The 12,135-nt window shown below is 69.8% G+C and carries 11 protein-coding genes and 1 pseudogene; 6 read left to right on the forward strand and 6 right to left on the reverse strand.

Annotated features, from left to right (window positions below; genetic code table 11):
* The first annotated feature begins 42 nt into the window (after positions 1–42).
* Genes QQK29_RS13925 through QQK29_RS13940 form a run of 4 tightly spaced genes read left to right on the forward strand, consistent with a single transcriptional unit; the run spans position 43 to position 4,652 of the window.
* Entirely contained in the window at positions 43–954 is a 912-nt protein-coding gene (locus tag QQK29_RS13925) for a proteasome assembly chaperone family protein (RefSeq protein WP_284301147.1), read from the forward strand.
* Positions 955–993: 39 nt separating this feature from the next.
* A complete protein-coding gene (locus QQK29_RS13930) occupies positions 994–2,334 on the forward strand; it encodes an MFS transporter (protein ID WP_284301149.1) in 1,341 nt (446 codons plus the stop codon).
* Positions 2,335–2,364: 30 nt separating this feature from the next.
* Positions 2,365–3,924 (forward strand): RNA polymerase sigma factor, encoded by a 1,560-nt coding sequence (locus QQK29_RS13935; RefSeq protein WP_284301150.1) that lies wholly within the window; start codon positions 2,365–2,367, stop codon positions 3,922–3,924.
* Positions 3,925–3,932: 8 nt separating this feature from the next.
* Positions 3,933–4,652 carry a coenzyme F420-0:L-glutamate ligase gene (locus QQK29_RS13940; RefSeq protein ID WP_284301151.1) on the forward strand — a complete coding sequence of 240 codons (720 nt, stop codon included), beginning with the start codon at positions 3,933–3,935 and terminating at the stop codon, positions 4,650–4,652.
* Between the two features lie 44 nt (positions 4,653–4,696).
* Here QQK29_RS13940 and QQK29_RS13945 read toward each other — a convergent pair whose 3' ends face one another.
* From QQK29_RS13945 to QQK29_RS13965, 5 genes are all read right to left on the reverse strand, one after another.
* Positions 4,697–4,891 (reverse strand): alanine racemase C-terminal domain-containing protein, encoded by a 195-nt coding sequence (locus tag QQK29_RS13945; protein WP_284301152.1) that lies wholly within the window; start codon positions 4,889–4,891, stop codon positions 4,697–4,699.
* Positions 4,864–5,757 carry an alanine racemase gene (locus QQK29_RS13950; RefSeq protein WP_284301153.1) on the reverse strand — a complete coding sequence of 298 codons (894 nt, stop codon included), beginning with the start codon at positions 5,755–5,757 and terminating at the stop codon, positions 4,864–4,866. Before QQK29_RS13950 ends, QQK29_RS13945 begins: the two co-directional genes overlap by 28 nt.
* 37 nt (positions 5,758–5,794) lie before the next feature.
* Complete coding sequence (locus tag QQK29_RS13955; RefSeq protein ID WP_284301154.1) at positions 5,795–6,418, reverse strand: alanine racemase C-terminal domain-containing protein; 624 nt, start codon at positions 6,416–6,418, stop codon at positions 5,795–5,797.
* Positions 6,419–6,443: 25 nt separating this feature from the next.
* On the reverse strand, positions 6,444–6,671 hold the full coding sequence (locus QQK29_RS13960) for a DUF7455 domain-containing protein (protein WP_284301155.1): 228 nt from the start codon (positions 6,669–6,671) through the stop codon (positions 6,444–6,446).
* 137 nt (positions 6,672–6,808) lie between these two features.
* The gene (locus QQK29_RS13965) at positions 6,809–7,171 is read right to left on the reverse strand and encodes a hypothetical protein (RefSeq protein ID WP_284301156.1); all 363 of its coding nucleotides are present in this window, start codon (positions 7,169–7,171) and stop codon (positions 6,809–6,811) included.
* Here QQK29_RS13965 and QQK29_RS13970 point away from each other — a divergent pair.
* Together QQK29_RS13970 and QQK29_RS13975 are read left to right on the forward strand one after the other, a co-directional pair.
* Positions 7,160–7,498, forward strand: a complete 339-nt coding sequence (locus tag QQK29_RS13970) for a CAP domain-containing protein (RefSeq protein WP_284301157.1) — start codon at positions 7,160–7,162, stop codon at positions 7,496–7,498. The genes QQK29_RS13965 and QQK29_RS13970 overlap by 12 nt on opposite strands.
* 58 nt (positions 7,499–7,556) lie before the next feature.
* Entirely contained in the window at positions 7,557–9,629 is a 2,073-nt protein-coding gene (locus QQK29_RS13975; RefSeq protein ID WP_284301158.1) for a DNA gyrase/topoisomerase IV subunit B, read from the forward strand.
* Between the two features lie 3 nt (positions 9,630–9,632).
* Here QQK29_RS13975 and QQK29_RS13980 read toward each other — a convergent pair.
* Positions 9,633–12,124: pseudogene (locus QQK29_RS13980) on the reverse strand (DNA gyrase/topoisomerase IV subunit A).
* Between the last annotated feature and the right edge of the window lie 11 nt (positions 12,125–12,135).

The raw sequence follows: 12,135 nt of genomic DNA on the forward strand, positions 1-12,135 counted from the left end.
CGCCTCCGGCGACGCGTGGGGGCGGCTCGTACACTCGAAGACATGGATCCGAACCCGCTGTATGAGGTCGTCGGCGACGTCTCCGACGTTCCGCCCGGGCTGCATCTCGTGGCCGGGCTGACGGGCTTCACCGACTCCGGATCCGCCGTCGCCCAGATCACCGAGCTGATGCGGGGCCTGCCGGTCGCGCGCGAGCTCGTGGTGTTCGACAACGACCAGCTGCTCGACTACCGCGCCCGCCGCCCGGTCATGTTCTTCGACGAGGACCACCTGTCGGAGTACGAGCCCGCCCGGCTGTCGCTCTCGCTCATCGAGGACGAGCTGCACCGCCCGTTCCTGCTGCTCACCGGCTACGAGCCCGACTTCCGCTGGGAGGGCTTCACGCGCGCCATCCTCGAGCTCGTCGACCTCTTCCAGGTGTCGGACACGACCTGGATCAACGCGATCCCGATGCCGACCCCGCACACCCGCGCGATCGGCGTGACGGTGAGCGGCAATCGCCCCGACCTCGCGGACGCGTACTCCGTCTGGCGCCCGCGCACGCAGGTACCGGGGAACGCCCTGCACCTGCTCGAGTACCGCATGCAGGAAGTCGGGCATCCGATCGCCGGCTTCGTGCTGCTCGTGCCCCACTACCTGGCCGACACCGAGTACCCGCTCGCCGCCGTGGCCGCGCTCGAGTCGATCAGCGCCGCGACGGGCCTCATCTTCCCGACCGACGAGCTGCGTCAAGAGGGTCGCGAGTTCACCCAGAAGGTCGAGGAGCAGGTCGCGGGCAACCCCGAGCTCGAGCGGCTCGTGCACACGCTCGAGGAGCGTCACGACAGCTACATGCAGGAGAATCCGCTGCCCTCGCCGCTCGTCGACGAAGACGGGGAACTGCCGAGCGCCGACACCATCGCGGCCGAGCTGGAGCGATTCCTCGCCTCGCGCCGCGACGAACCCCGCGCGTAGCGCCCGTCGCGCAGGCCCGCGCGCGCGTAGCCTGAACGCGTGAACTCCGCGCGCTCCTGGGTCGTCTTCGCCGGGGCCGCTTTCGCGTATCTCGTGGGCGTCATGCAGCGCACCTCGTTCGGCGTCGCGGGTGTGGATGCGACGGATCGTTTCGAGGTCAACGCCGCCGCGATCTCGGTGGTCGCAGTGGTGCAGATCGTGGTCTACGCCGTGCTGCAGATCCCGGTGGGGGTGCTCGCCGACCGCTTCGGCGCGCCGCCGCTCATCATCGTGGGGGCGGTGACGATGGCGGTCGGGCAGGGACTCCTGGCGCTGTCGGGCGGCATCGGATTCGCGCTCGTGGCACGTGTGCTGGTCGGAGCGGGCGACGCCCTCACCTTCGTGAGCGTCATCCGGCTGCTTCCCGGGTGGTTCGAGGGGCGCATCCTGCCGCAGCTCTCGCAGTGGGTCGGGATGACGGGGCAGCTCGGGCAGATCGTCTCGGCCTTCCCCTTCGCCCTCATGCTGCACCTGCAGGGCTGGACACCGGCATTTCTGCTCGCCGCCGCCGCCGGGCTGCTCGCGGCCGGGCTCGGACTCGCCACCTTGCGACGGGGAGCCGACCGGGTGACGACGGCCGAGATCCGCACGATCGAGCCGTCGGAGCTGGGTCTGCGCGCGAGCTTCGGCCGGCCCGGCACGCAGCTGGGCTTCTGGGCGCACCTGCTCGCCGGAACGGTTCCCACGATGCTCGGCATCCTGTGGGGTTACCCCTTTCTCACCGCCGGCCTCGGCTACGACCCGGGCACGGCATCCGGGGTCTTCGTGCTCATGGTGGTCGGCACCTTCGTGTCGGGACCGATCGTGGGGCTGCTCGTCGCACGACATCCGCTGCGCCGCAGCGACCTCGTGCTCGCGATCACGTGGGGCGTCTACGCGATCTGGGCCGTCGTGCTGCTGTGGCAGCCACAGCCGCCCATCTGGCTCGTCGCGCTGCTCTTCCTCGGGGTGGGGGTGTGCGGGCCGGCGTCGCTCGTGGGGCTGGATGTGGCACGCAGCTCGAACCCGCGGCACGCCTACGGCTCCGCCACGGGCATCGCCAACACCGGCGGCTTCGTCGGCGGGTTCATCGGGATGCTGCTCGTGGGCGTCGTGCTCGACATCGTCGACGAGGTGCGCGTGGCGCAGGGGGCGGCGTCCGATCTGTACAGCCTCGACGGCTTCCGCATCGCATTTCTGAGCGCCTACCTCATCGCGATCGTCGGAACGGTCGGTCTGCTGTGGAAGCGAGCGCACACCAGGAGGCGCATGTATGAGGAATCGGGAATAGTCATCGCCCCCTTGTGGGTTGCACTTATCAGCGCCCGCGGCAAGAAGCGTCCGCCGCGTGTGCGAGAATAAATAACCGAGACCCGGTCGAATCCGTATCTCGTGCCCTCGGCAGGACCCGTTCCGGCCGGTGGTCGCGGGGGACTTGACACGGGTCTACGTACTGCCCAGACGCACCTCCCCACCCGCGAAAGGGGTCAGCATGGCCACCCCCGCTCCTCGTCGACAAAGGACACGGTCAAGGACGACCGCACGCCCGCGAAGGCGACGACGACCACATCCACGACGGCGGCGAAGACCGCTGCGAAGTCGACCGCAGCTGCTCCGGCAGCCGCGAAGAAGCCCGCCGCCAAGAAGCCCGCTGCGAAGGCCGCGGCCGCGAAGGCCGCGGCGCCCGCCACCAAGACGGCCGCGAAGAGCACCGCCAAGAAGCCGGCCGCCTCCAAGGCGTCGCCCGCGAAGGCCAAGGCGATCGACGAGGAACTCGACGACGTCGAGGAGGAGCCGGTTCTCGAGGGCGAGCTCGACGCGGGCGAAGACGCCGCCGAAGAGGTCGCCGACGACGACGCCCCCGATGACGACGCCGCCGAGACCCCGGATGCCAAGGAGGGCGACTCCGACGAGGAGGACGCCGACGACGAGGAGGAGAGCACCGGGCGCGACGAGCCGCTTCCGACCGGTGCGCTGCGCCTGTCGATGACCGACGACGAGGACGAGGTCCCCGTCTACTCGGCCGCGATCACGGGTGCCACCGCCGACCCGGTCAAGGACTACCTCAAGCAGATCGGCAAGGTCGCGCTCCTGAACGCCGAGCAGGAGGTCGAGCTCGCGATGCGTATCGAGGCCGGCCTCTTCGCCGAGGAGAAGCTGTCGCAGATGACCGACCAGGAGAAGCGCAGCCAGCTGGGCCGCGAGCTCTCCTGGGTGGCGCGCGACGGCCAGCGCGCCAAGAACCACCTGCTGGGTGCCAACCTGCGCCTCGTGGTGTCGCTCGCCAAGCGCTACACGGGGCGCGGCATGCAATTCCTGGATCTCATCCAGGAAGGCAACCTCGGCCTCATCCGCGCCGTCGAGAAGTTCGACTACACCAAGGGCTTCAAGTTCTCCACCTACGCCACCTGGTGGATCCGCCAGGCGATCACGCGTGCCATGGCCGACCAGGCGCGCACGATCCGCATCCCGGTGCACATGGTCGAGGTCATCAACAAGCTCGCGCGTGTGCAGCGCCAGATGCTGCAGGATCTGGGCCGCGAGCCCACGCCTGAGGAGCTCAGCCGCGAGCTCGACATGACCCCCGAGAAGGTCATCGAGGTGCAGAAGTACGGCCGCGAGCCGATCTCGCTGCACACGCCGCTCGGTGAAGACGGCGACAGCGAGTTCGGCGACCTCATCGAGGACACCGAGGCGGTCGTGCCGGCCGACGCGGTGGGCTTCACGATGCTGCAGAAGCAACTCGAGTCGCTGCTCGACTCGCTCTCCGAGCGCGAGGCGGGAGTCATCCGCATGCGCTTCGGCCTGGGCGACGGGATGCCGAAGACGCTCGACCAGATCGGCGACACCTTCGGCGTGACGCGTGAGCGCATCCGCCAGATCGAGTCGAAGACGATGGCGAAGCTGCGCCACCCGTCCCGTTCGCAGTCGCTGCGCGACTACCTCGAGTAAGCCGGCGCGTGGACGTCCCCTACGACGAGAACCGCACCCGGCCGCGCGAGGTCGAGGTCGACGGGGCGCGCTACGAGCGCATCCCGATCAAGACGCACGTCGTGCTGCCGGGCGAGCCGCTCGATCCGGTGATCGAGAAGTACGCGCTCGGGGAGCTTCGCGACGGCGACTGGCTGTTCATGACCGAGAAGATGGTGGCCGGTTCGCAGGGGCGCGCCTACCCGGTGGCCGAGGTGGATGCGCGGCCGCTCGCCGTGTGGCTCGCCAAGCGCGTCGTACGTACGCCGTGGGGCATCGGGCTCGGCATCCCCGAGACCATGGAGATGGCGATCCGCGAGGTCGGCACGGTGCGGATCCTGTTCGCCGCCGCCGTCTCGGTGGTCTCGAAGAAGCTCTTCCGCCGCTCGGGCGACTTCTACCGCATCGCGGGGCCGAAGGCGCGCGGCATCGATGGGCCGGGCTATCCGACCATCCCGCCCTATGACGAGATGGTCGTGTTGACGGCTGCCAAGCCGCGACAGACCTCGGAACACGTCCGCGACGTCATCGCGAGCCACGGCATCCGTGCCGAGGTGCTGCTCGTCGACATCAACGACATCGGCGGCAACGTGCTGGGCTCGACACTCACGAAGGCCGACCAGGAGCTCGTACGTCGCATCCTCAAAGACAACCCCATCGGCCAGGGTCACGAGTCGACGCCGCTCGGCATCATCCGTCGCGTCGCCTGAGGCCCTCAGCTCGGTCCGGGCGCGGGCGCGTCTCGGGCGCCGGGTCAGCCCTCGATGACGCGCGCCACCCGGCGTGAGGAGCGCGCGAGGATCTCGTCGCCGATCGTGCCGGCCCACGCGGCCCACTGCTCGACGGTCGGCTCGCCGGAGTCGCCGGGCCCGTAGACGAGTGCGGTGTCACCAGGTGCGACGTCTGTCGGCGCGTCGACCGTCATGGTGTCGATGTCGACGGCGAGCACGCGTGCCCGGCGGCCGCCGAGCATGACCTCTGCGCCGGTTCCGGACGCCCCGAGCACCGAGGAGGCAGACCGTCGGCGGCACCGACGTCGAGCACGGCGCGGCCGTCCGCGACGGCGAGCACCTCGGCGCGCAGCGTCATCGTGCCGCGGAGCCCGAGCCCGGGTCCATCGACGTCGTCGAACGGCGAGACACCGTAGGCGGCGATCCCGAATCGAACGAGGTCGTACCGCGCCTCGGGTTCCCGGATGCCGGCGGAGCTCGCCGCGAGGTGCAGCAGTGGTCGATCCGGGCCCTCGAGCGGCACGCCGAGCTCGCCCGCCACCGCGATCGCACGCTCGAACTCGGCGCGCGCGGCGGCATCCGCCTCGGGGGAGGCGTCGGCCAGGTGCGACCAGAGGCCCGCGATGCGGATGCGTCCGGCGTCGCGGGCCGCGAGGGCGTCCGTCACGAGCGCCGGCCACTGTTCGACGCTCGCGCCGTTGCGGTGCAGGCCCGTGTCGATCTTGAGGTGCACCGCGGCGACGCCCTCGTCGGTGGACGCCGTGATCCGGTGGAGCTCCTCGCGCGACGAGACCCCGAGGTCGACCCGCTGCGCGATCGCCGCGCGGAAGTCGGTGTCGGCGCCGTGCAACCAGGCGAAGATCGGCACGCGGATGCCGGCGTCGCGAAGCGCGAGCGCGGCGGGTACCTCGAGTGCGGCGAGCGAGTCGGCTCCGGCCTCGAGGGCCGCGCGGGCGACGGGCAGCATCTCGTGCCCATACGCCTCGGCCTTGACGGCGAGCATCGTGCGAGCGGGAGCGGCGATCGCGGCGAGCGTGGCGACGTTGTGGCGGAATGCCGGCAGATGTACGCGGAGCTCGCTCATCGCGCCTCCCTCCGGATGCGATGGCCGAGTCCGGCGGTCACGGCGAGCGGGGTGCGTTCTGTCCAGGCGGCCCACTCGCGCGCGGTGGGTGCCCCTCGGCCGGGTCGCCGAAGACGACGACCTCTGCACCGGCGTGCACCTCGGCATCACCCAGTTCGATCACGAACTGGTCCATCGCGATGCGGCCGACGAGGGGATACCGCGCGCCGTCGATGGCGAGGTGTGCCCGATTGGAGCCGAGACGGGGGATCCCGTCGGCGTAGCCGAGCCCGACGAGGCCGAGCGTGGTGGGACGCGAGGTGCGGAAGGTGTAGCCGTACGAGACACCCGCTCCCGCGGGGACGTGCTTCGTGGCGATGAGCTCGCCGCTCACGGTCATGACGGGGCGGTGCGTGCCGTCGACGCCGAACGCGATGGCGGCATCCGGAATCTCTGCTGCCGACATCCGTCCGATGACGACCTCGTGGCCGGCGGCTGCCGCCGTCGCGGCGTCACGCTCGGTCGAGACGAGCAGTGTGCCGATGCCGACGTCGCGCGCGAGCGGCGCGACGAGCGCGAGTCCGTGCCCGTAGGCGTCCGCGCGCGCGTCGAGCAGGTCGGCATCCGCATCACGCAGATTCGCGGCGAGCGCCTCGAGATCGATCAGGGCGCGTCGCCGCAATCCGCTCGACGACGCCGGGGCCTCGTCAGCCAGCGACGGACTCCGCGAGGCGGGCCGTCTCGTCGTGCCACTCGAGGGCGGTCTCGATGAGCTTCGGCTTGTAGGCGGTGCCGTGGTGGGCGCAGAACAGCAGCTCACCGGAGGCGAGCGTCACGCGCACATAGGCCTGGGCGCCGCACAGGTCGCAGCGGTCGAGAGCCGTGAGGGCGGGGCGCTCCAGCTCGACGGTGTCGTCGGTCGTGATCTGAGACATGTCCTGCTCCTTCCCTCGGGTCGCGGTTGGTGCGATGACACCCATGTAAGCATGAGCAGCCTGAGCTTTCCGGATGCGGCGGGGCATTTCGCTGTCCGCGTACCGAATCGGCACTCCCGCTCGCCGAGCTTGTGCCATTACCCTGTGCGGATGGGGGATACGGGGGAGTCCTTGCGCGCCCGACTGCGCTCGCGCTGGCCCGCGGGCGGCGCGGGGATCGCGGCCGCCGTCTTCGTTGCAGCTGCGTTGCTCACGGGAGGCACCGGCGGGGTCGTGCACACCACGATCGCCGACACCGTGCGCGCCGATGAGGACCCCATCGTCGATCCGGTCGGGCCGCTGTCGGCGACACCGCTCAGCGTCACCGAGCCGCTCGCCGAGAAGGAGGCCGCGACGTCTCCGGCGGTGGCCGACGCCTGGGTGCCGCCTCCGCCTCCGGCCCGCCGTTCGGGGGCGGAGGAGCCGGTGGAGGCGGCGGCGGTTCCGCGGTGCTCACCCATACCAACGCCGCCCGCGCCGCGAACGGGCTGCCGGGACTCTCGTGGAATGGCACCCTCGCGTCCCGATCCTGCACCTGGGCGGAGCATCTGGCATCGATCAACAGCGACCTGTCCGTGAATCCGCACAGCACGTTTGCCGGCGGCTTCGCACGGTGGGGTGAGAATGTGGCCTATGGCTACGGAACTGCATCAGCCGTGGTCAACGGCTGGATGGGTTCGACGGGCCACCGCGCCAACATCTTGAATGCCCAATACACGATGATGGGTTCCTGCTCCGCGGCCGCAAGCAATGGAACCATCTACTGGGTTCAGCAGTTCGGCGGTTGACTCCTCCGGGCTCCGTGCGCCTCCCGGGCGGTGTGGGCGCCCCGGTTAAGCTCATGAAGTGACCGACTACTCCGCGCGCCATCTCTCCGTTCTCGAGGGTCTCGAGGCGGTTCGCAAGCGGCCAGGCATGTACATCGGGTCCACCGACTCGCGCGGCCTCATGCACTGCCTGTGGGAGATCATCGACAACTCCGTCGACGAGGCGCTCGGTGGCTACGGCAGCCAGATCGATGTGATCCTGCACCCCGACGAGTCGGTCGAGGTGCGCGACCGCGCGCGCGGCATCCCGGTCGACATCGAGCCCAAGACGGGGCTCTCGGGTGTCGAGGTGGTCTTCACGAAGCTGCACGCGGGCGGCAAGTTCGGAAGCGGCTCGTACACGTCGTCGGGAGGCCTGCACGGCGTGGGCGCCTCGGTCGTCAACGCCCTCTCGGAGCGGCTGGATGTGGAAGTCGACCGCGACGGCAAGACGTGGGCGATGTCGTTCCACCGCGGCGAGCCGGGCGTGTTCGCGGACGCGGGTACCCCGAGTCCCGATGCCCCGTTCACCCCCTTCGTGTCGGGGAGCGAACTGCGTGTCGTCGGCAAGGTCGCCAAGGGCGTCACCGGCACGCGCATCCGCTATTGGGCGGACCGCCAGATCTTCACCAAGGGGGCCGGGTTCCAGACCGAGGACCTGTTGGGGCGCGCGCGGCAGACCGCGTTCCTCGTGCCGGGGCTCGGCATCGAGATCCGCGACGAGCGCGGCGAGGAGCCCACGACCGCGATGTTCCGCTTCGAGGGCGGCATCAGCGAGTTCGTCGAACACCTCGCGCCGGATGCGGGAATCACCGATGTGTGGCGCATCCAGGGCACCGGCGCCTACAGCGAGACGGTTCCCGTGCTGCAGGAGAACGGGCACATGGTGCCCACCGAGTTGCACCGCGAGTGCGAGGTCGACCTGGCGTTGCGCTGGGGAACCGGGTACGACACCGTCGTCAAGAGCTTCGTGAACATCATCGCGACACCCAAGGGCGGCACCCATCAGTCGGGCTTCGAGCAGGGTCTCCTCAAGTTCCTGCGCGCCGAGGTGGAGAAGAACGCGCGGCGCCTGAAGGCCGGCTCCGACAAGCTCGAGAAGGACGACGTGTTCGCGGGCCTCACGGCGGTGCTCACGGTGCGTCTGCCCGAGCCGCAGTTCGAGGGGCAGACCAAGGAGGTGCTCGGCACCCCTGCCGTGCGGGCGATCGTCTCGAAGGCGATCACGACGGGCATGCAGGCGCGCTTCGCGAGCAGCAAGCGCGACGACAAGACGCAGTCCGCACTGGTGCTCGACAAGGTCGTTGCCGAGATGAAGTCGCGTATCTCCGCGCGCGCCCACAAGGAGACCCAGCGGCGCAAGAACGCGCTCGAGAGCTCGTCGTTGCCGGCGAAGCTCGTCGACTGCCGCTCGAACGACATCGCCGATACCGAGTTGTTCATCGTCGAGGGCGATTCCGCGCTCGGCACCGCGAAGCTCGCGCGCGACTCCGAGCACCAGGCTCTGTTGCCCATCCGGGGCAAGATCCTCAACGTGCAGAAGGCCTCGGTGGCCGACATGCTCGGCAACGCCGAATGCGCGTCGATCATCCAGGTGATCGGGGCGGGCTCGGGCCGCAGTTTCGACCTCGAGGCGGCGCGCTACGGCAAGGTCATCATCATGAGCGACGCGGATGTCGACGGCGCGCATATCCGCACGCTGCTGCTGACGCTGTTCTTCCGCTACATGCGACCCATGATCGAAGACGGTCGGGTGTTCGCGGCCGTGCCGCCCCTGCACCGGGTCGTGGCGATGAACCCGGGCTCGAAGCCCAACGACGTGATCTACACCTACTCGGAGCAGGAGTTGCAGTCGGTGCTCGCCACGCTCAAGAAGCAGGGCAAGCGCTACCAGGATCCGATCCAGCGCTACAAGGGCCTGGGGGAGATGGATGCCGACCAGCTCGCCGAGACGACGATGAGCCGTGCACACCGCACCTTGCGCCGCGTGCGCGTCGAGGATGCGGATGCGGCCAACCGGGTCTTCGAGCTGCTCATGGGCAACGAGGTGGCGCCGCGCAAGGACTTCATCATCGCGGGGCAGGGACTCGACCGCTCGCGCGTCGACGTCTAGCTGCTAGAGCGCCCGCCCGATCGATCCGACGACCCCGTCGAGCGGGGTGCCGGAGGCGTCGCGCTTGGCGCCGGCGTCCGGCAGCGTGCGCGCGGCACCGTCGCTTGACACGGCGAGAGCGGGCGCCGGGCCGACCCAGGCGAGGGCGAGAGAGTCCTCGCCCTTGAGGAACGCGTGGGCGCGCACGCCACCCGTGGCGCGGCCCTTGCCCGGGAACTCGGCGAACTGCGAGACCTTGGCGCGCCCCGCATCCGTTCCGGGCAGCGTTCCGGTGGGCGTCGAGAGCGTGACGACCACGGCATCCGCCGGCTCCACGGCGCCGAAGAAGATGACTTCTGCACCGCCGGAGAGGTTGATGCCGGCCATGCCGCCCGCTGCGGCGCCCTGCGGCCGCACAGCGGCGGCCGAGAAGTGCAGCAGCTGCGCGTCGGAGGTCACGAAGACGAGTTCGAGCGAGTCCGGGCCCTGGCCCGCGCCCACCACCTCGTCGCCCGCCTTGAGGAGATCACCTCGAAGTCGGGACGGTTGGGGTAGCCACCTGGCGCCACTCGCTTCACGACGCCTTGCCGGGTGCCGAGCGTGATCGGCTCCTCGGAGACCAGCGAGACGAGGCCCAGCACGCGCTCCTTCTTGTCGGCGATGCCGAGGTAGTCGCCGATGCGCGCGCCCGCGGCCAGCTGCACCGAGTTGGCCGGCACCGAGGGCAGATCCACGGGGGTGAAGCGGATGAGTCGCCCACGCGAGGTGATCGCCCCGAGCTCGCCCCGCGTCGTGCCGCGAACCGTCGAGAGGATCGCGTCGTGCTTGGATCGACGGCTGGACGCGACCGGTGTCTCTGCGCCCTCGGGCAGGTCGATGCGCACGGCGCGCCCGGTGGTCGAGAGCACCACGAGCGTGGGGGTATCCGGGATCTCGAGCGAGACTCCCGACGCCGCCTTGCGCGACGACGCCGTCGCGGCGACGTTCGCGCCCGCCTCGGTGAGCAACGTGCGACGGGGCGTGCCGAACCGCTCGGCGACCTCGTCGAGCTCCTCGCTCACCTTCGCGCGGATGCGAGCCGGGTCCGCCAGCAGCGCCTCCAGTTCGGCGATCTCGGCGCGCAGCTTGTCGCGTTCGGTCTCGAGCTCGATCCGGCTGAACTTGGTGAGCCGGCGCAGCTGCAGTTCGAGGATGTACTCGGCCTGCACCTGGGAGAGGTCGAACACCTCCATGAGCCGCGTGCGGGCCTGGGCCGTGTCGTCGCTCGTGCGAATGACCTGGATGACCTCGTCGATGTCGAGGATCGCGATGAGCAGTCCCTCGACGAGGTGCAGGCGCTCCTGGCGTCGAGCGAGCCGGTACTGGGAACGCCGCGTCACGACCTGGATGCGGTGATCCAGGTAGACCCGCAGCAGCTCACGCAGCCCGAGCGTCTGCGGACGCCCCTCGACGAGGGCGACGTTGTTGATCGAGAAACCGTCCTCGAGCGGCGTGAGCCGATAGAGCTGCTCGAGCACGGCCTCCGGCGAGAAACCGGTCTTGATGCCGATGACGAGCCGCAGGCCGTTCTTGCGATCCGTCAGGTCGGTGACATCCGAGATGCCGGTGATCTTCTTGCTGGTGACGCCGTCCTTGATCTTCTCGATGACCTTCTCGGGCCCCACGAGGTACGGAAGCTCGGTCACCACGAGTCCCGAGCGGCGCGCCGACAGCTGCTCGATCGACACCTTCGCGCGGGTCTTGAACGAGCCGCGCCCGGTCGCGTAGGCGTCGCGGATGCCGTCGAGCCCCACGATCGTGCCGCCCGTGGGCAGGTCGGGGCCCGGCACGTACGCCATGAGCTCCTCGAGCGTGGCATCGGGGTTCTCGAGCAGGTGGCGGGCGGCGCCGACGACCTCGATGAGGTTGTGGGGCGCCATGTTGGTGGCCATGCCGACCGCGATGCCGCTCGCGCCGTTCACGAGCAGGTTCGGATACGCCGCGGGCAGCACGGAGGGCTGGGTGAGTTGGTTGTCGTAGTTCGGGACGAAGTCGACGACGTCCTCGTCGAGCGACTCGACAAGCGCGAGGGCGGCGGCCTGCATGCGCGCCTCGGTGTAGCGGGGTGCCGCCGGCCCGTCGTCGAGGGAGCCGAAGTTGCCGTGTCCGTCCACGAGCGGCACGCGCATCGTGAAGTCCTGCGCCAAGCGCACGAGGGCGTCGTAGATCGCGGTGTCACCGTGCGGGTGCAGGCGACCCATGACGTCGCCCACGACACGCGCCGACTTGACGTGGCCGCGGTCGGGGCGCAGGCCCATCTCGTTCATCTGGTACAGGATGCGGCGCTGCACCGGCTTGAGTCCGTCGCGCGCATCGGGCAGCGCGCGCGAGTAGATCACCGAGTACGCGTACTCGAGGAACGACCCCTGCATCTCGGTTGCGACATCGATGTCTTCGATGCGTTCGCCGGGGAAACTGGACGCGTTCGCGCCCGAGGTCGAGGTTCGGGAATCAGAGGGAGATGCGGGCGGAGTCATAGGATCGTCGC

The sequence above is a fragment of the Homoserinibacter gongjuensis genome, from assembly GCF_030161875.1.
GTDB classification, from domain to species: Bacteria; Actinomycetota; Actinomycetes; order Actinomycetales; family Microbacteriaceae; genus Homoserinibacter; species Homoserinibacter gongjuensis.